Source organism: Halomonas sp. C10-5 (genome assembly GCF_057169305.1).
This window is the reverse complement of sequence record NZ_CP175665.1, coordinates 1494703-1516087: the sequence shown is the minus strand read 5'-3', so window position 1 is coordinate 1516087 and position 21385 is coordinate 1494703. Positions and strand designations below refer to the sequence as shown.

Genomic DNA, 21385 nt, shown 5'->3' with positions numbered 1-21385 from the left:
TAGGCCGAAGAGGAGGTCATTTGCCAATGATGGCAAATGTAGCGTCCAGGGAAGGATTCACAGCTCCTCCTCGAAGGCCTGTTGCCGGATGAGCCCGATGGCGGTAACAAACGAGCCCAAAAGATGACGAAAAACGACTCGCGCGTGCTGCGCGCCGAACTGCTGAGCTTCGATGCCGATCCCGGCGACGACGACACCCCTGCGCCGGGCAGCGTGCGCCACCACCCCGATGGCGCGGTATGGATCGAGAACGGCCGTATTCGCGCCGTGGACGACTATGCCACCCTGGCCCCCCTACTGCCCCCCGGCATCGAGGTGGTCGACCACCGCGGCAAGCTGATCACCCCCGGCTTTATCGACAGCCATGTCCACTACGTGCAGCTGGAGATCATCGCCTCCTACGGGCGCCAGCTGCTCGACTGGCTGAACGACTACACCTTCCCCGAGGAGCTGCGCTTCGCCGACCCCGACCACGCCGCCGCACTCTCCGAGGCCTTCCTCGACGAGCTGCTGCGAGTCGGCACCACCACCGCTCAGGTGTTCTGCTCGAGCCACCCCGCCTCGGTGGACGCCTTCTTCGCAGCCAGCCACCGCCGCGGCCTCTGCATGCTCGCCGGCAAGGTGCTGATGGACCGCCACGCGCCTGAGGGGCTCACCGACGACGTGGTGGGCGGCATCCGCGACAGCGAGCGGCTGATCAATGAGTGGCACGGCAAGGGTCGCCTCGGCTACAGCCTGACCCCGCGCTTCGCCCCCACCTCCACCCGCGCACAGCTCGACGCCACCGGCGCGCTGCTGTGCAACGACGAAAGCCTCTGGCTGCAGACCCACCTCGCCGAGAACACCGGCGAGCTCGACTGGGTGGCCGAGCTCTTCCCCGGCAGCCGCGACTACCTGGAGGTCTACGAGCGCTCCGGCCTGGTGGGCCCGCGCAGCACCTTCGCCCACGGCATCCACCTCGACCAGGAGATGCGCGGGCGGCTCGCCGCGCGCGGCGCCAACCTCGCCTTCTGCCCGAGCTCCAACCTCTTCCTGGGCAGCGGCCTCTTCGACCGCCAGGCCGCCCGGGAGATGGGGCTCAACGTCACCTACGCCAGCGACGTGGGGGGCGGCACCGACCTCTCGGGGCTCGCCACGCTCAAGGCCGCCTACCAGGTGGGCCAGCTGCGCGGCCAGCCGCTCACCGCCTGGCAGGGACTTTACGGCCTGACTCTGGGCAACGCCCGGGCGCTCTCGCTGGATGACCGCATCGGCCGCCTGGCGCCGGGCATGGACGCCGACCTGGTGGTCCTCGACCCCGCCGCCACGCCGCTGCTGGCGCGGCGCACCGCGCGCAGCCGGAGCCTGGCCGAGACCCTCTTCGCGCTGATGATGATGGGCGACGACCGCAGCGTGGCCGAGACCTGGGCGGCCGGGCGCCTACAGCACCGCCGCGACGACTGACTGACAAACTTCACTCACAACAACAACGGGTTCGACATGACAACCGAGACCTCCTCCCTGCCCGGCGAGGCGGCCACCGCCGCCTCAACCTCCGACGCCCCCTGGCTCGACCGCTTCTTCGGCGTCAGCCGACGCGGCTCCAGCCTCAGGACCGAGATCCTCGCCGGCATCGCCACCTTCCTGGCCTCGATGTATATCATCGTGGTGAACCCGGCGATCCTCTCCGAGGCCGGCATCCCCTTCTCCGCGGCGCTCTCCGCCACGGTGCTGATCAGCTTCATGAGCAGCCTGGCCATGGGCCTCTACGCCCGCAACCCCATCCTGGTGGCCCCAGGCATGGGCATGAACGCGCTGTTCACCTACACCCTGGTGCTGGGCGCCGGCCTCTCCTGGGAGGTGGCCCTGGGCTGCGTCTTCTGGTCCGGGGTGCTGTTCGCCCTGCTCGCGGTGTTCAACGTGCGCAAGGCGATCATCGAGGCAATCCCCGCCTCGCTGCGCTATGCCATCACCTGCGGCATCGGCCTGTTCATCACCTTCATCGGGCTCAAGAACGCCGGCTTCATCGTCGGCAGCGACGCCACCCTGGTGACGCTGGGCAGCTTCGGCCCGGGCCTGGTGACCTTCTTCATCGGCCTGATGGCCACCGCGGTGATGGTGATCCTGCGCATGAACGGCGCCCTGATCCTGGGCATCGCCCTGACCACCCTGCTGGCCACCCCCATGGGCCGGCTGTGGGGCGGCGAGATGGTGGTGGAGTGGAGCGGCCTGGCCGCCTGGCCCGACTTCGGCGCGGTGATGCAGGTCGACATCTGGGGCGCACTCAAGGTCGCCTACCTGCCCTTCATCTTCGTGATGCTGTTCACCAACTTCTTCGACGCCCTCTCCTGCTTCATGGCGCTCTCGGAGTCGGCGGACCTCAAGGACAAGGACGGTAACCCGCGCAACCTCAAGCGCTCCATGACCGTGGACGCCTTCGCCTCGATGATCGCCGCGCCGCTCGGCACCAGCGCCGCCCAGACCTTCATCGAGTCCGGCGCCGGCGTCGCCCAGGGCGGGCGCACCGGCCTGGTGGCGGTGACCATCGCCCTGCTCTTCCTGCCCTTCCTGTTCCTGTCGCCGCTGCTGTCACTGGTGCCCGGCATCGCTACCGCCCCGGCGCTGGTGCTGGTGGGGCTCTTCATGCTCTCGCCCATCGGCCGCATCGACTGGAGCCGCTACGAGGAGGCCTTCCCCGCCTTCCTGGCGATCATCCTGATGCCCCTCACCTACTCGATCACCCTGGGGATCGCCTTCGGTTTCCTGAGCTACGTGCTGATCAAGCTAGCCACCGGCAAGGCCGGCGAGATCCGCCCTGCCATGTGGGTCTCCGCGGCCCTCTGCGTGGTACTGCTCGCCACCACCTGAGCACGCCCCCCCTCTCACCACGTCGAAGGGCCGCCCGCGGGCGGCCCTTCGGCATTCAGGAGGCGTCGATCAGCGACGCTGCAGGGCCGCATCCACCAGCCGGAACAGCACCAGGGCGGCGAGCACGGCGACCACCAGCATCGGCAGTCGATAGTCCGCCCGGGTCAGGATCCACAGGTGAGTGGCACCCAGCGCCGCCGAGACGTAGACCAGGCGATGCAGCCAGTGCCAGGCGCGCTCCCCCATGACCTGACGCACTCGCCGGAAGGAGGTGAGCGCCAGCGGCACCAGCAGCACAAGGCCCACCACCCCATAGCGCACATAGGGCAGGTCCCACATGTCGTGCCAGATCCACTCCCAGGCCCAGTATTGTTCCAGCCCCATCCACGCCAGGGCGTGGGCGCAGAGCCAGGCGAAGGCCCATAGCCCCATCTGGCGTCGGGCGATCATGATGCCTACCCAGCCGGTGAGCCGGAAGGCGGGGCTGAAGGCGATGGTGGCCAGCAGCAGGACCAGGCCGGTGCGCCCGGTCAGGTGCACCACCGCCTCCTCGGGGACGACGCCGAGGTCATCCTGCCCCCAGCGCCAGGCGAGCCACAGCGCCGGCAGCAGGCCAGACGCCAGCACCAGCAGGCGGAACATCAACACCGGGCCATTGGCGATCGACATGAGACTCCCCGTCGTCAGAAGTGCTCGTTCAGGTCCATACCGGCGTAGAGCTCGGCGACCTCCTCGGCATAGCCGTTGAACATCAGCGTCTCGCGCTTGCCGCGCTTGCCGATACGCCGCTCCCGCGCCTGGCTCCAGCGTGGGTGATCCACCTCGGGATTGACGTTGGCGTAGAAGCCATACTCCTCGGGGTTCTGCTCCATCCAGGCGCTCACCGGCCGCTCCTCGGTGAGGGTGATGCGCACCACCGCCTTGATGCTCTTGAAACCGTACTTCCAGGGCACCACCAGGCGGATCGGTGCGCCGTTCTGGTTGGGCATCACCTCGCCGTACATGCCCACCGCCAGCAGGGTAAGCGGATGCATCGCCTCGTCGATACGCAGCGCCTCACGGTAGGGCCAGTCGAGGATCGAGCTCTTCTGGCCACGCAGGTTCTCGGGATCATGGATCGACTCGAAGTGCACGTAGCGGGCCCGGGAGGTGGGGGCGTGGCGCTTGAGCAGGTCAGCCAGCGGGAAGCCGACCCAGGGAATCACCATGGACCACGCCTCGACGCAGCGCAGCCGATAGATACGCTCCTCCAGGGTCTCACGCTTCAGCACCTCCTCCAGCGCCAGGGTGCCGGGCTTGCCCACCTCGCCATCGATGGTGAGTGACCAGGGGTCGGTAATCAGCTTGTGGGCATAGACCTCGGGATCACTCTTGCGGACCCCGAGCTCGTAGAAGTTGTTGTAGGCGGTGGCATCCTTGCGGGGCGTAAGGGTCTCGCCACCGGCGAATCCACGTGATGGCAGGTCGCCTTCGAGCCTGTCGGCCAGGCTCTCCTGCCAGGCGTAGGCGCTGCTCGGCAGCAGCAGCCCCGGCGCCAACGCCGCGGCGCCCAGGGCCGCCCCGCCCTGGATAAAGCGCCGTCGCTGGCGAAACAGCTCTCTTGGCGTCACCTCGGATTCGGCAATGACGGGGTAGCGGTAACGGGCCATGGCATCTCTCCCATAGGAAGGAATATTGCGCCAGCTTCCATGACCCGGCGTGACCGGTCCAGACGGCAATCCCTATCGGGGCAATTTCTTGATGCAGATCAAGCAGCGTCCTTATCCGAGTACTGCGCTAGGTTGATTAGACACAAGATTACTGCCTAACTGGCAGATAGAACGTTAACCATCGATTAACGGCTTCACTGCCTGACGGGTCATTACACAAAGGGGAATCATCATGTACAACAAGCGCCTGCTGGCCACGGCCGTCACCATCGGCTCGGCCCTCGCCATCTCGACCCCGGCCCTGGCCGATGACGGCCTCGGCGACTATCGCGACCGCTTCGAACCGCTGCCGCACCTGCCGGCGATTCCGGCGGACAACTCCCTCACCGACGCCAAGGTGGAGCTCGGTAACATGCTGTTCTTCGAGCCACGCATCTCCTCCAGCGGGGTGATCAGCTGCGCCACTTGCCATAACCCGGCGCTGGGCTGGACCGACCGTATCCCGCGGGCCACCGGCCACGACGGCCAGATCGGCGAGCGCAACACCCCCACGGTGCTCAACTCCGGCTTCCTGGGCTCGCAGTTCTGGGATGGCCGCGAGCCGGACCTGGAGGGCCAGGCAGTCGGTCCCATCGAGGCCGACGTGGAGATGGCCATGGATCTGGATCAGGCCCTGGAGCGCCTGGAGGGGTTCGAGGTCTACCAGCAGAAGTTCGCCGCGGCCTTCCCGGACGATGAGGACCCGATCAGCGCCGATAACCTGGCCCACGCCATCGCCAGCTTCGAGCGCACCCTCAATACCCCGGACTCGCCCTTCGACCGTTACCTGCACGGCGATCTGGACGCCCTGAGCGACCAGCAGAAGGACGGCATGGTGGCCTTCGTGGACAACGGTTGCATCGCCTGCCACCGCGGCCCGGCGCTGACCGACAGTCAGTTCCACCGCATCCAGGTACCCGGCTCCACCGATGTCGGCCGCTTCGACGTCACCGGCGAGGAGAGCGACCGCCATCGCTTCCGCACCCCGACCCTGCGCAACGTGGCAGTCACCTACCCCTACATGAACAACGGCGCCACCGAGACCCTCGAGGAGGCCGTGGCCATCATGGGTAAGGAGATGCTGGGTCGCGACTTCGAGGAGCAGACCATCGCCGACATCACCGCCTTCCTGCACAGCCTGACCGGCGGGCAGCCAGACTACGAGGTGCCGGCCCTGCCGTGACCCTGGCGCCGGGCTGTTGCGGCCCGGCCCTTGAGGAACATGGAATGCAACGCGGCCCCGAGGAGCTATCCCGGGGCCGCGTCGTGTTTCGCCACCGTGTTACACCACTCGTCGTGAGGTAGTGTGCGAGCCAGTGCCTACGCCTCGGCCAGCAGCCGGCGCAACTCGTCGCGGCGGGCCTCGTCGACGCAGGCCGCCTCGATGGCGTTGCCGGCCAGACGGCGGAAGGTAGCCTCGTCCCAGCCGAAGGCACGCTGGCAGGCGAGGAAGTTCTCCAGCATGCCACCACCGAAGTAGGCCGGGTCATCGGAGTTGAGGGTGACATTGAGCCCCTCGGCGAGCAGGCGCGGCAGCGGATGATCCTCGAGGCGTTCGACCACCTTGAGGCGCACATTGGAAAGCGGGCAGACGGTGAGCACCGTCTGTTCGTCACGCAGCCGGGCGACCAGCTCGGGATCCTCCAGGCAGCGCACCCCATGGTCGATGCGACACACGCCGAGGTGGTCCAGCGCCCCACGGATATAGGCGGGAGGCCCCTCCTCGCCGGCATGGGCCACCCGCGGGATCCCCAGGCACCGGGCCCGCTCGAATACCTCGGCAAACTTCTCCGGCGGGTTGCCCTGCTCGGCGCTGTCCAGCCCCACGGCGTCGAGCATCTCCCAGTAGGGGGCGGCCTCTTCCAGCACCTTGAGCGCCTCGTCGGCGTCGCGGTCGCGCAGGAAGGCCATGATCAGGGCGGTGGAGAGCCCCAGTTCGCGGGCGGCTTCACGCCGCGCCAGGGAGAGCCCCTCCATCACCACCTGAAGCTCGATGCCGCGTGCCAGGTGCGCCTGGGGGTCGAAGTGCATCTCCACGTGGACCACCCCCTCGGCGTGGGCGCGTCGGAAGTAGTCCATGGCCAGGTCATGGAAGTCCTGGGCGGTCTGCAGCACGCTCATGCCCTGATAGTAGAGGTCCAGGAAGGACTGCAGGTCCGAGAAGTCGTAGGCGGCGCGCACCTCCTCCACCGTGGCATAAGGCAGCGCGATCCCGTTGCGCTCGGCCAGGGCGAACATCAGCTCGGGCTCCAGCGAGCCCTCGATATGCAGGTGCAGCTCGGCCTTGGGCAGGCGGGTCAGGAAGTCACGCATGGTTCGTCTCGCTCTCCTCGGGTCCTATCATCACATCCTGATAGAAAGCGGGCCGCCGCGCAAAGCCCCGGCCTTCAACGCCCTCATGGCAGCCGGCGCAGGGTCTCGGCCAGCGCCTCGCGCCGCCGCTCGCGCTCCTGCTCGGCGCGCTGGCGCTGATCCTCCAGCTCGGCAATGCGCTCCTCCTGGTCCTCGAGGTCGGCCAGGTAGCGCTGGCCGAGCTCGTTGTCGGTGCCCACCGCCGCCAGGTTGTCGCGGATGCGAGCCTGGCCCTCTCCGGCCCGGCCCAGCCCCTGCTCGATACGCTCGAGTTCACGCTCCACCTCGGCCAGGGCCCGGCGCCGCTCCAGCACCGCCTCCAGCTGCGCGGCGGTATCCCCCTCGGCGCTGTCGCGCCACTCCACCAGCTGCGCCACTCCGGCATCCACCAGGGCCACGCTCTGGCGGCGGGTCAGCGTCTCCAGCGCCTCCACCTCGCCACTCTCGCCGGCGGCCAGGGTCAGTGCCAGACGACGATGGTTCGGCGTGCTCTCGACCAGGGCGTCGGAGGCGAACTCCCACCCCTCGCGGCGCGGATGCTCGATCAGCACCTCACGGCTCTCGCGGGCGTCGTTATCCACGGCATAGCGGGTCAGGCGCCGGGACTGGTGGGTGACGCGCAGCGCGCCGTCGACGATCACCATTCGCTCGAGCCGCTCCTCGGGACGGGTGCTCTCCACCACCCGCACCTGGCGGTCGGCGGCGAAACTGGCCAGCCGCGACTCACCGGCCGGGATGCCGGGCAGGTTGACGTCCCCGACGTGGCCGACCCGAGCCTCGTAGACGGTCACCAGGCCGGGCGGCAGCCAGGCATCGGTGGTGTTCTCCAGGCGAACCGCAGCCACCGGATGGCGCTCACCGCGCTCGGGCTGGTAGAGCGACACGCGCCGAGCGGGCACCTCGGCGTCGATATAGGGCAGCGACAGGGTGCGCCCCGCGGCGAGGTCGACCGCGTCGGGCAGCCGCCAGGTGGCGGCCGTCGCGCTCTCGACCACCTCGGGACGCGATGCCGGAGCCGCCGCCGGCATGCTGCGGCTTACCGCCGCGTCACCATAGGCCATCATGGATTCGGCCTTGGCCCCGCCCAGAGCGTCCATGGCGCCCTCGTCGGGCCGCACCGGGGCGGTGGCATCGGCACTCACCGGCACCTCCGGCCGGGACGCCCAGTAGCGCTCCAGCAGGCGCTGGGTCAGGGTCACCGGGGCGCCGCTGGAGAGGGTCAGGGCGACGTCGTCCCAGTCGCTGCCGCTGGCGTTCTCGACCACCGACCAGGCCTGCAGACGCGCGGCGTCGTCGGCCTCGAGCAGCAGCCGGTAGGCACTCTTCCACACCGGGGCGGCCACCACATAGGTCAGCGACACCTCACGCTCGCCCTCGCCATCGAGCTCGATGGCGATGCGGCGCATCTCCTCGGTGCGTGCCCGACCACTGACCTCGGCGGCCTCGCCCAGGCGTTCACGCAGGGCGCTATCCAGTACCTCCAGCCGCGCATCATCCCCCAGGCGCAGCGTCGCCACGCCACCCTCGGCATCGAGCAGCGACAGGGTGCGTACGCGGTGCCCCTCCTCGTCGGGTTCGCTCTCTGCCACCCCCAGCACCAGCCCCTCGAGGCGCTGACCGCCGGAGTTGACCCGCACCTCCACGCCCTGCAGGGTCGCGGCCAGGCGGGCCACCGAACCCAGGTCATCGGGACCGAAGGGTAGCCGACGGAAGGTCTCCTCCAGGGTCGCCAGGCCGTCGAGGCTGAGGCCCCGGATGCGGCCACCGGGGTCCCGGACGACGAGGCTCTTGAGTACATCATTGACCTGCTCGAGGGGCACCTCCAGGTAGAGGGTCCCGTCGCCGTCCAGGTGAGCGCTGCGCTGCACCTCGGCCAGGCCACCGGAGGAGAGGGTCACCGCCTCCACCGGCAGCTCCTCGGCCAGGACCGAGCCCAGTGGCCACACGGTGACCAGGGCGGTGGCGATACGAAGCGTGGAGTGGCGGCGATCCCGCCGGGGGGCTGCGTCCCTGACACTCATGGTCGTCTCCTTGGGTAGGCCGATTCGAAAAAACTGGTTCAGGTATAGCCTGCCAGCCGGCCTTCGACCAGCGTCAGGCGCCGATCGATCCCCGGCGGGTCGAAGACCCCGTCATCCAGCTGGTGCACCAGGAAGATCACGCTTCGCCCGGCCAGCCAGGCATCCAGGCGCGGCTTGAGGCGTGCCACGGTGCCGGCGTCCAGCCCGGCGAAGGGTTCGTCGAGCAGCACCAGGTCGGGATCCAGCAGGTGCAATCTTGCCAGGGCGAGGCGCCGCGCCTGACCGCCGGAGAGGCGCCTGCCACCCTCGCCCACCCGTGTCGCGAGCCCTTCGGGAAGGGCCTCCGCCCAGGCCGCCAGCTCGACCCAGGCCAGCGCCGCCCACAGCTCGCCCTCTCCCGCATCTGGCCTGGCCAGGCGCAGGTTGGCGGACAGGCTGTCATCGATCAGGTCGATGCGCTGGGTCAGCGCCGCCACGCGGCGACGCAGCTCGGCCTCGGGCCAGGCCGAGAGTGCCACCCCGCCCAGCCGGATCTCGCCGTCGGAGGGCTCGAGCTGGCGCAGCAGCAGCGACGCCACGCTCGACTTGCCCGCCCCCGAGGCACCGCACAGCGCCAGCCTCTCGCCCGGGGCCAGGCGCAGAGACACCGGCTCCAGGGCGGGCAGCAGCGCGCCGGGGTAGCGCAGCGATACAGCCTCAAGTTCTGCCGAGAGGGGCCCGGGAGGTGGCGCCTCACCCGCCGTCGCTTCGGTCCTACCCGCGGCCTGGCGCAGGCCGTTGAGCCTTGCTGCCGCGCCACGGGTGGCCCCCAGCCAGGTGAAGGCGGCGGACAGGCCGGCCAGCGCCTCGCTCATGGCCAGCACCGCCAGGGGCATCATCACCGCCAGGGGGCCCGAGAGTGCCCCGGCCTGCCAGGCCGTGGCGGCGAGCCACAGCGCCGCGAGCGCCGCCGCCCCGACCAGCAGGGCCGACAGGGCATTGCCCAGCGCCACCAGGGTGCCGAGCCGACGCTGGTCCCGGTAGAGCCCGGCCTCCAGGGTCTCGAGGCGGCGACGCTGAGCGTCCAGGGCCCCGTAGGCCTCCAGCTCCGCCAACCCCTGCAGCTGCTCCACGAGGCGCCCTCTCAGTGCCTCGCGGTCCTCGACCTGGCGCCGGCTGGCGGCCATGCCCAGGCGCGCCTGGCCGACCACCAGCCAGGCCCAGCCGACCAGCAGCAGCCCGCCCGCCGCGAGTCCCGCCGTCGGCCCCCACAGGGCGAGGAAGCCTGCCAGGCCGAAGATCGCCAGCAGCGCCACCGCGGCGGGTGCCAGCAGGCGCAGGAAGAGGCTGTCCAGGGCGTCGATATCGGCGGTCAGCCGGTTGAGCCAGTCGCTGGCACGACGCTGTGCCAGGACGTGGGCGTCAAGGCCGGCGACCACGCCGAACAGTCGCCCACGCAGGTCGGCGAGCAGGCGCAGCACCGTGTCATGGTTGTAGAGCCGCTCCAGGTAGCGGGCCACGGTGCGGGTCACCGCAAAGGTGCGGATGCCGCCCCCCGGCAGGTAGACATCCAGGCGCGCCGCCACGCCTGCGGCCAGCAGTATCCCGGTGAGACCGGTGGCGGTGATGAACCAGCCGGACAGCGCCAGCAGGCCGATGGCGGAGAGCAGGGTCAGCGCCATCAAACCTGCTCCGCCGGCCAGCCGCCCGCGGTGGCGGGCCAGCATGGCCAGCCAGGGCGCGAGCTCGGCCAGCAGGCCTCGGAAACCCTCGCCGGGTCGGCTCATGACGATGCTCCTGCGTCTGCATCCAGTACCAGGTGCCGGTCGGCCAGCGCCATCAGCGCCGGATGGTGGGTGGCGATAACCAGGCAGCGCCCCTGCTCGGCGAGCTCGCCCAGCGCGGTGATGACCCGCGCCTCGGTCTCGGCGTCGAGGCTCGCCGTGGGCTCGTCGAGCAGCACCAGCGGGGCGTCGGACAGGAAGATCCTGGCCAGTGCCAGGCGCTGGGCCTGCCCGCCGGAGAGCCCGGCCCCACGCTCGCCCAGCGGCGTAGCGAGCCCCCGGGGCAGCCGCGCCAGCAGCTCGCCCAGGCCGGCACGCCCAAGCGCCTCGACAAGGCTTGCGTCATCGGCATCGGGGGCGGCCAGGCGCAGGTTGTCGGCCAGGCTGCCCTGGATCAGCAGCGGGCGCTGGTCCATCCAGGCGAAAGTCAGGCCCGGGGCCGTGAGCCTCCGCCCCTCGCCCGGCCCCAAAAAGCCGGCAAGCAGCTGCAGCAGCGTGGACTTCCCCCCGCCCGAGGGAGCGGTGACCGCCACCACCTCGCCGGGCACCAGCGTCAGGTCCAGAGGCCCCAGCACGCGGCCGCGCCCGGGGTAGTCGACGCAGGCGCCCTCGAGGCGCACCAGCTCGCCCGCCGGCGCCGGCAGGGCCTCCTCGGACACACCACGCAGCGCCTCGACATCCGCGTCGAGCAGCGCCACCAGGCCATCGGCCGCGCCCAGGGCCGCGGCACGGTCGTGATAGTGCTGGGAGAGCACGCGCAGCGGCTGGAAGAATTCCGGAGCGAGCAGCAGCACCAGCAGGCCGCTGTAGAGGGTCAGATCGGGCGAGGGGCCGTAGCCGATATAGCCGAGCAGGCCGAACCCGACGTAGATCGCCACCACGGCGATGGCCACCGAGGCGAAGAACTCCAGCACCGCCGAAGAGAGGAAGGCCACGCGCAAGGTGCGCAGGCTGCGCCGGCGATAGTCATCGGCGGCGGCATGGACCTCGTCGGTCGCCTCCCGGGTGCGACCAAAGAGCTGCAGGGTACTGACCGCCCGGACCCGGTCGATGAAGTGACCGGAGAGCCGCGATACCGCCTCGAACTGCTCGCGATTGAGGCGCTCCGCCCCCATGCCCACCAGGGCCATGAACAGCGGGATCAGCGGTGCCGAGAGCACCAGGAACAGCGCCGCCAGCCAGTCGAGCCAGGCCACGACGGCGAGCACCAGCAGCGGCTGGATGACCGCGAGGAGTCGCTGGGGGCGATAGCGCGCCACATAGCCGTCGAGGGCCTCCACCTGCTCGACCAGCTGACTGGCCAGGGACGCCGAGTGGCGCGCGGCAAGCCCCGCCGGCCCCAGGCGCGCCAGGTGATCGAGCAGTTCGCCACGTACCCGATGACGCAGGGCCAGGCTGGCGGCGACTCCCAGGCGCTCCTGGGCGAACAGCGCCAGGCTGCGGACCCCCAGCAGCCCCAGCATGCCCAGCGCCAGGGGAGCCAGGTCGGCACCCAGCACCTCGGCGACCAGCAGCTCGCTGACGAAGCGGGCGACCAGCCCAAGCTGCCCCAGGGTCGCCAGGGTGCCCGCCACCCCGGCGGCGACGGCCAGGCCGAGGCGAACACGCTCCGCGGCGGCATGCGCGGCCAGCCACCGGGACGCCTGCCCGGTGGCACTGCGGCGACTGGCCACCGGCCTAGTGGTAGCCGTCGCCGGGACGGACCTTGCCGCGGAACACCCAGTAGGTCCAGGCGGTGTAGGCCAGGACGATGGGGATCACGAAGAGCACGCCGATCAGCAGGAAGAGCTGCGACTCGGGCGCCGAGGCGGCATCCCAGATCGTGTAGTTGGGGGGCACGATCACCGGCCACTTGCTGGCCACCAGGCCCAGGTAGGTGAAGATGAACAGGCCCAGGGTGGCGATGAACGGCTGGCCCTCCTGACGGCGGTAGACCGCCATCAGCAGCCAGGCGGCACAGGCCAGTGCCAGGGTCGGCAGCACCCAGATGAGGTGGATATGGTTGAACCAGCGCTGAAATACCGCCGGGTCAACCAGCGGCGTCCAGAAGCTGATCATGGCGAAGGCGGAGAGCACCGCCAGCAGCAGGGTCGGGGTGATGCGATAGGCCCAGCGCTGCACCTCGCCTTCCGACTTGAGGATCAGCCAGGTGGCACCGAGCAGCGCATAGCCCGTCATCAGGCTGATGCCGGTGAGCACCGCGAAGGGGGACAGCCAGTCCAGGGCACCGCCGACGAACACGAAGTCCTCCACCGGGAAGCCCTCGATATAGGCGCCCACCACGGCTCCCTGGGCGAAAGAGGCCACCGCGGAGCCCCAGCAGAAGGCGCGGTTCCACCACACCCGGTTGCGCCGCGACTTGAAGCGGAACTCGAAGGCGATGCCGCGGAAGATCAGCCCGGCCAGCATCAGGAAGACCCCGATATAGAGCGCCGGCAGGTAGACCGAGTAGACCAGCGGGAAGGCGCCCAGCAGGCCGGCCCCGCCCAGCACCAGCCAGGTCTCGTTGCCGTCCCACACCGGGGCCACGGAGTTCATCATCACGTCCCGGGCCTCCTCGTTCGGCGCGAAGGGGTAGAGGATGCCGAGGCCGAGGTCGAAGCCATCCATGAGCACATACATGATCACGCCGAAGCCGATGATCAGAGCCCAGATCACGGAGAGGTCGAAGGATTCCATGTCACTGCCTCCAGGTCGGTGCCGCATCGTCATCGAAGCGGGCGTTGGCTGCCGAGAAGGGACGCTTGGCGTGATGGGCCTCGCCGGAATCATCCCCCGATTCGGGCAACATGCCCTGGCGTACCACGCGGGTCAGGTAATAGAGGCCGCAGGCGAACACCACGGCATACACCGCCATGTAGCCGAGCAGGGTGAACAGCGCCATGCCGCCGGTCAGCGACGGAGTCACGCCCTCGGCATGGGTCATGACACCGTAGACCAGCCAGGGTGCGCGTCCGGTCTCGGTGACGAACCAACCGGCCAGCACCGCGACGAAGGGCGTCACGCTCATCACGCGCAGCGTCTGCAGGAAACCGCGATGCCGATAGACGCGGCCTCCGCGGCGCAGCCACAGACCGGCCAGGGCGACACCGATCATCAGGAAGCCCAGCCCCACCATGACCCGGAAGGACCAGAACACCAGCCACACCGGCGGCTGCTCCTCCGGCGGCACCTCGCTGATACCTGGCACCACGCCGTCGGCATGGTGGGTCAGGATCAGGCTGGCCAGGCTGGGGATGCCGATCTCGAAGAGATTCTCCTGGGCCGCCTGGTCGGGCCAGGCGGCCAGCAGCAGCGGCACGTTGGACTGGGTCTCCCAGTTGCCCTCCATGGCGGCCACCTTGGTGGGCTGGTGCTCCAAAGTATTGAGGCCGTGGAAGTCGCCGATCACCGCCTGGGCGGGGGTCAGCACCAGCAGCAGCCACAGGCACATGGAGAGCGCCCGGCGGTTGGCCTCGACGTCACGGCCGATCAGCAGGTACCAGGCGCTGACACCCGCCACCACGAAGCCGCCGGTGACGAACGAAGCCATCACCTTGTGCGAGAAGCGCCATGGGAAGGAGGGGTTGAAGATCGCCGCCGCCCAGTCGGTGATATGGAAGCGACCATCGATCAGTTCGGCACCGGCCGGGGTCTGCATCCAGCTGTTGGCGGAGAGGATCCAGAACGAGGAGATGAAGGTGCCCAGCGCCACCATGATCGAGGCGAACAGGTGCACCCCCTGGGGCACCTTGCCGCGGCCGAACAGCAGCACCCCGAGGAAGGCCGCCTCCAGGAAGAAGGCCGTGACCACCTCGTAGCTGAGCATCGGCCCCATGAAGTTGGCGGTGGCATAGGAGAAGTTGCTCCAGTTGGTGCCGAACTGGAAGGACATCACGATGCCCGACACCACCCCCATGCCGAACACCACGGCGAAGACCCGCGTCCAGAACAGCGCAAGGCGGTCCCAGGCGGGATTTTCGGTCTTGTAGAAGAGGCCGTTGAGCACGGCGATATAGGACGCCAGGCCGATGGTGAACACCGGGAAGATGGCGTGGAAGGAGACCACGAAGGCGAATTGCAATCGCGACAGCAGGAGAGGATCCAGTTCCATGACGCTTGCCTCGTTACGCAGGTAACTCGAGAAGGTCGCAAGGGATGCGGATGCGCCGCTGGCGCATTGTGCCTCGGGAACCGACAGCCGCCGGTACCGTGACGCATTCCTCCTGGACACCAAGGGGACAGGCAAAGCCTAGCAGGCCCGAGAAAAATAAGGAGCACTCCTTAAATAACCCGGACAGCTAAGCTTATTCCTTTCCCATGATCAGCATACGCCTATTCGCCACTGAGCGGACAGCGCTGGCAACGCTTTCCGGGGTGTCTCGTTGTCGCAGCCTGCCTCAGCCGGCAGCTCCGCTGATCACCAGGTTGACCATCCAGCCGGTGTAGGCGATGAACATCGAGAGCAGCACCGCCCCTTCATAGCGGTTGATGCGTCCCTCGCGCCCCCGCCAGCCCATGGCGAACACCCCCAGCAGGACCGTCATGACGGTCATCAGGCTCCAGTCACGCAGCAGCACCTCACTGCCCACCTCGATGGGAGCGATCACCGCCGCGAGGCCCACCACGCCCAGGGTATTGAAGAGGTTGGAGCCCACCACGTTGCCCAGCACCAGGTCGTGCTCACGGCGACGCAGCGCGCTGATCGACGAGGCGAGCTCGGGCAGCGAGGTGCCCACCGCCACCACGGTCAGGCCGATGATCAGGTCGCTGACCCCGAAGCCCTGGGCGATGGCCACGGCCCCCCACACCAGGACGCGCGAGCTGATCACCAGCAGCACCAGGCCGACGCCGGTCCAGATCAGGCCGACCTTCAGGCTCATGGGGTGGACCTGCAGGCTCTCCTCGGTCTCGGCGGCCAGCGGGTCCGCGCCCTCGCCGCGGGCCCGCCAGATGCTGATGCCCATGAAGGCGGCCAGCAGCACCAGTAAAAGCCACCCCTCCAGGCGACCGATCATGCCTCCCCACATCAGCAGTGCCGAGAGCAGCGTCACCGCCCCCAGCACTGGCAGTTCACGGCGCACCACCGCGGAGTGCACGGCCAACGGGGCAATCAGCGCCACCAGGCCGAGGATCAGGCCGATGTTGGCGATATTGGAGCCGTAGGCGTTGCCCAGCGCCAGGCCGGGATTGCCCTGCCCCGCCGCCAGCGCCGAAACCACCAGCTCCGGCGCGGAGGTGCCGAAGCCGATCACCAGCATGCCGATCAGCAAAGGGGAGAGCCCCAGCCGAGCGGAGGTCGCCGCCGCACCATCGACGAAGCGCTCGGCGCTCCACACCAGCAGGACAAGGCCTGCCACTACCGCCACTGCGGGTAGGATCATTGTCTCGTTCCCGTTACATTCAGGCTTGCATGTTGGAATATGGTAGTGCCTGCGGGGACGTGTCACACTTTCAACCAGCCCGCGGCCCGGCGCAGTGTACGCCCGCGCCGGGTATCGAGTGAAGCCGAGCCCCTGGAGAGACGACGCCCCTTGGCCAAGCCCCCCCTGCGCATCCCCCACCGCCTGACCTCCCCGCAGCTGCTGCAGGGCGAGGCGCCGCGGGTCGAGCGCACACCACCGGAGAGTCGCGCACGCCGCCGCCTGCGTGCCTGCGAGGAGTGCGACTGGGTGGTGGCACTGCCGCCGCTACGCCCCGGCGAGAAGGCCGACTGCCCGCGCTGCGGGCATACCCTGGTCAAGCGCCACTTCCGCCCCGCCCAGCGCAGCATGGCCCTGGCCCTGGCGGCCCTCATGGCGCTGGGGCTGGCGCTCGCCTTCCCCTTCCTCAGCTTCAGCGTGGGCGGTATCGGCAATCGCATCGAGCTGACCCAGACCGCCACCACCCTGATCGGCTTCCATCAGCCGGTGGTGGGCGGCGCCGTGATCATGACCATCGTGGTACTGCCGGCGGTCTACCTGGCCGGGGTGATCTGGCTGCAGTTTGGCTTGCTGCGCGACGATCCGCTGCCGGCCAGCCGCACCATCGCCCGGTCGCTTGCGCACCTCAACCCCTGGATGATGGCCGATGTCTTCATAATTGGCGCGCTGGTCAGCCTGATCAAGATTGCCGGGATGGCCGACATCGACCTCGGTGTGTCGTTCTGGTCATTCTGCGCCTTTGCCCTGCTGCTGCTGATGACCACCCAGTCGCTGGATGCCGACTGGATGTGGTTCTCCCTGGCCGGTGAACCCCGCGCCCCGGAGGGCACCCGCACCGGCGAGACCGCCGCACCCCAGCGACTCTCCGGCTGTCACACCTGCGGCCTGATCGGCCGCCTGGATGCCGACGGCCATGGCCGCTGTGAACGCTGCGGCGAGGCGCTGCATGCCCGCCATCTGCACAGCGTGCAACGGACTTGGGCACTGCTGGCCGGCGCCTCGATCATGTATATCCCGGCCAATGTCTATCCCATCATGACCACCACCAGCCTGGGTCAGAGCTCCCCCTCCACCATCGTCGGTGGGGTGGTGGAACTGATCCAGATGGGCTCCTGGCCGGTGGCCGTGATCATCTTCATCGCCAGCGTGATCGTGCCGGTGGGCAAGCTGGTGGCCCTGGCCTGGCTGTGCCTGGTGGTCCGCCGCAGCAGCGAGCTCAATGCGGCCACCCGCACCCGGCTCTACCGGGTCACCGAGTTCATCGGTCGCTGGTCGATGATCGATGTCTTCGTGGTCGCCATCCTGGTGGCGCTGATCCGCGCCGGCTCGCTGATGTCCATCGAACCGGGATCCGCCGCCCTGGCCTTCGGTGCCGTGGTGGTGATCACCATGGTGGCCGCCATGACCTTCGACCCGCGCCTGCTATGGGACAGCCCGCTGCCGCGCAGCGAGCGAGCGCCTCACGCGCCCCGCCCCACTGGACGACACCCGGAAGGAAACTCTGGATGAGTGAAGACGCACCGCGTCACGACGACGCCTCCGAAACTCTCGACCGTGCCAGGGCCACACCCCAGGCGCGTTTCTCGCCGATCTGGATCGTGCCCATCGTGGCGCTGCTGATCGGTGCCTGGCTGGTGTGGGACAACTACCGCAGCCGCGGCCCGCAGATCACCCTGACCATCGGCAACGCCGAGGGCATCGAGGCCGGCAGCACCCTGATCAAGACCCGCAACGTCGAGGTGGGCCGGGTCGAACAGGTGCACCTCTCCGAGGACCTCTCCACGGCGGTGATCACCGCGCGCATGGGCCCCGGCAACGAGGCGATGCTGGTCGAGGACAGCCAGTTCTGGGTGGTCAAGCCGCGCGTCGGTCGCGAGGGCATCAGCGGGCTGGGCACCGTGCTCTCCGGCGCCTATATCCAGCTTCAGCCAGGCGAGAGCGAGATCGAGTCCCGCGAGTTCGAGGTCAGCGACCAGCCCCCGGTGGCACCGGCCGGCGCCGCGGGCCTGCGCATCAACCTGATCAGCCAGTTGGGCAACTCGTTGCGTGTCGGCGACCCGGTCACCTACCAGGGCTACACCGTGGGCCGCGTCGAGGAGGCCACCTTCGATGCCACTACCCGTCGCATGCAGCATCGCGTGTTCATCGAGGCCCCCTACGACAGCCTGGTCACCGAGAGCACCCGCTTTTGGTCGGCCAGCGGCATCGACCTGCGCCTGGATTCCGAGGGCTTCCGTGTCAACGTCGAATCCTTCGAGGCGCTGCTCGGTGGTGGCGTCACCTTCGGCGTGCCAGAGGACCTCCCACTGGGTGGCACGGTGGAGGCCGACACCACCTTCAACCTCTACCCGGACGAGGACACCGCGCGCCAGGGTACCTTCAACCGCTACCTTGAGTTCGTGCTGCTGGTCGACGATTCGGTGCGCGGCCTCTCCAAGGGCGCTCCGGTGGAGTTCCGCGGGGTCCGCGTGGGCACCGTGGCCGCCGTGCCCTGGAACTTCACCGCCGAGCAGCCCACCGGTCGCGGGGGCTTCGCCATCCCGGTGCTGATCCGCATCGAACCCCAGCGCCTGGGCATCGAGAACCAGGAGGTCGACATTGAGGAGTGGCGGGAGCGCTATGACCGCTTCTTCGAGCTGGGCCTGCGTGCCACGCTCAAGAGCGGCAACCTGCTGACCGGGGCGCTGTTCGTGGACCTCAACTTCCACCGCGACCTGGAGGACGACTACGCGCCGCTGAGCTTCGCCGAACAGCGTGTCTTCCCCACCACCTCCGGCGGCTTCGCGCTGATCGAATCCCAGGTCACCGACCTGCTGGCCAAGCTCAACGATCTGGAGGTGGAGCCGCTGCTCGAGGGCCTGGATCGCAACCTGGCCGCCTCCCAGGCAATGCTCGAGGAGGTACGAAGCCTCTCCACCTCGTTGCGCGAAGTGGTCGAGGATCCCGGCACGCGACAGATGCCGGCCAACCTCAACGCTACCCTGACCGAGCTGCGCGGCACCCTGGAGGGCCTCTCGCCCGAATCCGCGGCCTACCAGGAGCTGGTCGGCGCCGTGGAGCGCCTGGAGCGGCTGATGCGCGACCTGCAACCGGTGGCCCGGACGCTCTCCGACAATCCACGCGCCCTGCTCTTCGACAGCCTCGATGCCGAGGACCCACTGCCCCGCGCACCGCGCAACGACTGAGCACAAGGAGACCAGGCGATGAAAGCAAGACGATGGATCGGCGTAACCCTGATGGCGGTGCTGCTGGGTGGCGCCCTGGGGGGCTGCGCCAGCAGCACGCCGGCACCCGAGCGCTACACCCTGCCCGCCGCTCCGGTTCAGGACGCGGCTGGCGCCGAGGCGCGCCACCAGCTGCTGCTGGCGTCGCCGCGGCTCGCCCATTACCTGGATGTGGATGGTATCGTCATGCAGGTCGACGACATTACCCTGGTGGAGGCCCGAGGGCACCAGTGGGCCGAGGCCCTGGGCCGCCAGCTGCAGCGCGCCCTGCGCGACCGCCTGGCGAACCGCCTGCCCGACACCCGGGTCATGCTCGAGGAGCCCGGGAGTCGTGAGGCCCAGGCGCTGCGCCTGGCACTGGAGGTCGACCGCTTCCAGGGTCGCCACGACGGCCTGGCAGTGATCGGCGGGCGCTTTCGGCTGTATGCTCCCGACGGCAGCCTGCTCGCCATGCACAGCCTGGACGTGGAGACCGTCCTGGCGGCCGACGGCTATCCGGCGCTGGTGCGCGCCCTGGGCCGTGGCTGGGACGAGGTGGCCGAGCGGCTCGCCGAGGTCATTGAGCAGGAGCGCCCGCAAGAGTAGCTGCGTAGCGGCCACCGATCTGGCATAATGGCGCTCGCGGCACATCAGCGAGTCCCTCCTGCCGCGCCCTGACCCCCGAATTTTATACGCCCCGGCCCGGGACTGGTCACGCGCGACTGCGTGGCACGGCCGAGGCGTTCTGCGGAGACCGCATGACCTTTTCCGACCTCGGCCTGCGTGCCGAACTGCTGAGTGCCGTCGAGGCACAAGGCTATACCACCCCGACCCCGATCCAGCTCAAGGCCATCCCCGCCGTGCTCAAGGGCGGCGACCTGCTGGCGAGTGCCCAGACCGGCACCGGCAAGACCGCCGGCTTCACCCTGCCGATGCTGCAGCGCCTGGCCGACGGCCCGCGCCCCGGCAAGCGCCAGGTGCGCGCCCTGGTGCTGACGCCGACCCGCGAACTGGCCGCCCAGGTAGGCGAGAGCGTGGCCGACTACGGCCGCCACCTGACGCTGAAGAGCCACGTGATCTTCGGCGGTGTCGGCCAGCAGCCCCAGGTGGACGCCATCCGTCCGGGCCTGGATGTGCTGGTTGCCACGCCGGGTCGCCTGCTCGACCTGCAGCAGCAGAAGCACGTTGACCTGTCGAAGGTCGAGATCCTGGTGCTCGACGAAGCCGATCGCATGCTCGACATGGGCTTCATCCACGACATCAAGAAGATCCTGCGGGTACTGCCCGAGAAGCGCCAGAACCTGCTGTTCTCGGCGACTTTCTCCAACGAGATCCAGGCGCTGGCGAACAAGCTGCTCGACGATCCCGAGATGATCGAGGTCGCCCGCCGCAACACCACCGCCGAGCTCGTCGACCAGGCGATCTATCGCGTCGACCGCGAGAAGAAGCGCGAGCTGCTGGCTCACCTGATCCAGCAGCACGACTGGCACCAGGTGCTGGTCTTCACCCGCACCAAGCACGGCGCCAACCGCCTGGCCGAACAGCTCTCCAAGCAGGAGATTCCGGCCATGGCGATCCATGGCAACAAGAGCCAGTCGGCACGTACCAAGGCGCTGGCCGCCTTCAAGACCGGCGACCTGCAGGTACTGGTGGCCACCGATATCGCCGCCCGCGGCCTGGATATCGAGGAGCTGCCCCACGTGGTCAACTTCGAGCTGCCCAACGTCGCCGAGGACTATGTGCACCGCATCGGCCGCACCGGCCGCGCCGGCAGCGAAGGCCAGGCGGTCTCGCTGGTCTGCGTCGACGAGCACGGGCTGCTCAAGGGCATCGAGCGGCTGATCAAGCGCGACCTGGAGAAGCGCATCGAGCCCGGCTTCGAGCCCGACCCCAATGCCAAGCCCGAACCCATCGAGAACGGCCGCAATCGTCGCGGCGGTGGCGGTGGACGCGGCGGCAATGGCCAGAAGCGCGGCGACGCCGGCCAGAATCGAGGGCAGGGGCAGCGCCGCAGCGCCGAACAGCCCACCGCCACTCGGCGTCGTCGGCGCGGTGGTGGCGGTGGTAGCGGCGGTGGTCGCCAGCAGGCCTGACGCCAGACTGGCAGAC

General features: G+C 69.1%; 16 protein-coding genes. 7 read left to right on the top strand and 9 right to left on the bottom strand.

Translation table 11 applies throughout. From position 1 onward, the window contains the following. Positions 1 to 123: 123 nt before the first annotated feature. Both guaD and ACJ7IV_RS07050 read left to right on the top strand, forming a co-directional pair. On the top strand, positions 124 to 1443 hold the full coding sequence (gene guaD, locus ACJ7IV_RS07055; protein WP_483866377.1) for a guanine deaminase: 1320 nt from the start codon (positions 124 to 126) through the stop codon (positions 1441 to 1443). 36 nt (positions 1444 to 1479) lie between these two features. Beyond that, positions 1480 to 2847 carry an NCS2 family permease gene (locus ACJ7IV_RS07050; RefSeq protein WP_282040279.1) on the top strand — a complete coding sequence of 456 codons (1368 nt, stop codon included), beginning with the start codon at positions 1480 to 1482 and terminating at the stop codon, positions 2845 to 2847. Between the two features lie 69 nt (positions 2848 to 2916). Here the strand turns inward: ACJ7IV_RS07050 and ACJ7IV_RS07045 are convergent, their stop codons facing one another. Both ACJ7IV_RS07045 and msrP read right to left on the bottom strand, forming a co-directional pair. Further along, positions 2917 to 3516, bottom strand: coding sequence for a protein-methionine-sulfoxide reductase heme-binding subunit MsrQ (locus ACJ7IV_RS07045; protein WP_483866376.1), 600 nt, complete (start codon positions 3514 to 3516; stop codon positions 2917 to 2919). A 14-nt stretch (positions 3517 to 3530) separates the two neighbouring features. Further along, the gene (msrP, locus tag ACJ7IV_RS07040) at positions 3531 to 4496 is read right to left on the bottom strand and encodes a protein-methionine-sulfoxide reductase catalytic subunit MsrP (RefSeq protein WP_483866375.1); all 966 of its coding nucleotides are present in this window, start codon (positions 4494 to 4496) and stop codon (positions 3531 to 3533) included. Positions 4497 to 4728: 232 nt separating this feature from the next. Here msrP and ACJ7IV_RS07035 point away from each other — a divergent pair, with 232 nt between their 5' ends. Beyond that, positions 4729 to 5718: a cytochrome-c peroxidase gene (locus tag ACJ7IV_RS07035; protein ID WP_483866374.1), complete on the top strand. Its 990-nt coding sequence runs from the start codon at positions 4729 to 4731 to the stop codon at positions 5716 to 5718. Positions 5719 to 5855: 137 nt separating this feature from the next. On the opposite strand, the gene ACJ7IV_RS07030 is transcribed toward ACJ7IV_RS07035, so the two are convergent. The 7 genes from ACJ7IV_RS07030 to ACJ7IV_RS07000 form a co-directional block, all read right to left on the bottom strand. After that, positions 5856 to 6848 (bottom strand): adenosine deaminase, encoded by a 993-nt coding sequence (locus tag ACJ7IV_RS07030; protein ID WP_483866373.1) that lies wholly within the window; start codon positions 6846 to 6848, stop codon positions 5856 to 5858. Positions 6849 to 6931: 83 nt separating this feature from the next. Next, the gene (locus ACJ7IV_RS07025) at positions 6932 to 8908 is read right to left on the bottom strand and encodes a DUF4139 domain-containing protein (RefSeq protein WP_483866372.1); all 1977 of its coding nucleotides are present in this window, start codon (positions 8906 to 8908) and stop codon (positions 6932 to 6934) included. A 38-nt stretch (positions 8909 to 8946) separates the two neighbouring features. Beyond that, the gene (gene cydC, locus ACJ7IV_RS07020) at positions 8947 to 10674 is read right to left on the bottom strand and encodes a thiol reductant ABC exporter subunit CydC (RefSeq protein WP_483866371.1); all 1728 of its coding nucleotides are present in this window, start codon (positions 10672 to 10674) and stop codon (positions 8947 to 8949) included. Next, positions 10671 to 12344, bottom strand: coding sequence for a thiol reductant ABC exporter subunit CydD (cydD, locus tag ACJ7IV_RS07015; RefSeq protein ID WP_483866370.1), 1674 nt, complete (start codon positions 12342 to 12344; stop codon positions 10671 to 10673). The genes cydC and cydD overlap by 4 nt, the downstream gene beginning before the upstream one ends. A 4-nt stretch (positions 12345 to 12348) precedes the next feature. Beyond that, positions 12349 to 13350, bottom strand: a complete 1002-nt coding sequence (gene cydB / locus ACJ7IV_RS07010; protein WP_483866369.1) for a cytochrome d ubiquinol oxidase subunit II — start codon at positions 13348 to 13350, stop codon at positions 12349 to 12351. A gap of 1 nt (position 13351) precedes the next feature. Continuing rightward, positions 13352 to 14764 (bottom strand): cytochrome ubiquinol oxidase subunit I, encoded by a 1413-nt coding sequence (locus tag ACJ7IV_RS07005; protein WP_483866368.1) that lies wholly within the window; start codon positions 14762 to 14764, stop codon positions 13352 to 13354. 286 nt (positions 14765 to 15050) lie between these two features. Continuing rightward, complete coding sequence (locus ACJ7IV_RS07000; protein ID WP_483866367.1) at positions 15051 to 16034, bottom strand: calcium/sodium antiporter; 984 nt, start codon at positions 16032 to 16034, stop codon at positions 15051 to 15053. A gap of 183 nt (positions 16035 to 16217) precedes the next feature. Between ACJ7IV_RS07000 and ACJ7IV_RS06995 the strand changes: the two genes are divergently transcribed. The 4 genes from ACJ7IV_RS06995 to ACJ7IV_RS06980 all read left to right on the top strand — a co-directional run bounded on the left by ACJ7IV_RS06995 (position 16218) and on the right by ACJ7IV_RS06980 (position 21369). Next, a complete protein-coding gene (locus ACJ7IV_RS06995) occupies positions 16218 to 17582 on the top strand; it encodes a PqiA/YebS family transporter subunit (protein ID WP_483866555.1) in 1365 nt (454 codons plus the stop codon). Continuing rightward, positions 17579 to 19258, top strand: coding sequence for an intermembrane transport protein PqiB (gene pqiB, locus ACJ7IV_RS06990; RefSeq protein ID WP_483866366.1), 1680 nt, complete (start codon positions 17579 to 17581; stop codon positions 19256 to 19258). Before ACJ7IV_RS06995 ends, pqiB begins: the two co-directional genes overlap by 4 nt. Before the next feature lie 18 nt (positions 19259 to 19276). After that, positions 19277 to 19882, top strand: a complete 606-nt coding sequence (locus tag ACJ7IV_RS06985; RefSeq protein WP_483866365.1) for a PqiC family protein — start codon at positions 19277 to 19279, stop codon at positions 19880 to 19882. 152 nt (positions 19883 to 20034) lie between these two features. After that, positions 20035 to 21369: a DEAD/DEAH box helicase gene (locus ACJ7IV_RS06980; RefSeq protein ID WP_483866364.1), complete on the top strand. Its 1335-nt coding sequence runs from the start codon at positions 20035 to 20037 to the stop codon at positions 21367 to 21369. The last annotated feature ends 16 nt before the right edge of the window (positions 21370 to 21385 follow it).

Bases quoted from the DNA above. Each gene is read 5' to 3' on its own strand.
- ACJ7IV_RS06980 (WP_483866364.1), top strand. From the start codon at position 20,035: ATGACCTTTTCCGACCTCGGCCTGCGTGCCGAACTGCTGAGTGCCGTC.
- ACJ7IV_RS07005 (WP_483866368.1), bottom strand. From the start codon at position 14,764: ATGGAACTGGATCCTCTCCTGCTGTCGCGATTGCAATTCGCCTTCGTG.
- ACJ7IV_RS07000 (WP_483866367.1), bottom strand. From the start codon at position 16,034: ATGATCCTACCCGCAGTGGCGGTAGTGGCAGGCCTTGTCCTGCTGGTG.
- guaD (WP_483866377.1), top strand. From the start codon at position 124: ATGACGAAAAACGACTCGCGCGTGCTGCGCGCCGAACTGCTGAGCTTC.
- ACJ7IV_RS07030 (WP_483866373.1), bottom strand. From the start codon at position 6,848: ATGCGTGACTTCCTGACCCGCCTGCCCAAGGCCGAGCTGCACCTGCAT.
- pqiB (WP_483866366.1), top strand. From the start codon at position 17,579: ATGAGTGAAGACGCACCGCGTCACGACGACGCCTCCGAAACTCTCGAC.
- ACJ7IV_RS07045 (WP_483866376.1), bottom strand. From the start codon at position 3,516: ATGTCGATCGCCAATGGCCCGGTGTTGATGTTCCGCCTGCTGGTGCTG.
- ACJ7IV_RS07050 (WP_282040279.1), top strand. From the start codon at position 1,480: ATGACAACCGAGACCTCCTCCCTGCCCGGCGAGGCGGCCACCGCCGCC.
- ACJ7IV_RS07025 (WP_483866372.1), bottom strand. From the start codon at position 8,908: ATGAGTGTCAGGGACGCAGCCCCCCGGCGGGATCGCCGCCACTCCACG.
- ACJ7IV_RS07035 (WP_483866374.1), top strand. From the start codon at position 4,729: ATGTACAACAAGCGCCTGCTGGCCACGGCCGTCACCATCGGCTCGGCC.
- cydC (WP_483866371.1), bottom strand. From the start codon at position 10,674: ATGAGCCGACCCGGCGAGGGTTTCCGAGGCCTGCTGGCCGAGCTCGCG.
- ACJ7IV_RS06985 (WP_483866365.1), top strand. From the start codon at position 19,277: ATGAAAGCAAGACGATGGATCGGCGTAACCCTGATGGCGGTGCTGCTG.
- msrP (WP_483866375.1), bottom strand. From the start codon at position 4,496: ATGGCCCGTTACCGCTACCCCGTCATTGCCGAATCCGAGGTGACGCCA.
- cydB (WP_483866369.1), bottom strand. From the start codon at position 13,350: ATGGAATCCTTCGACCTCTCCGTGATCTGGGCTCTGATCATCGGCTTC.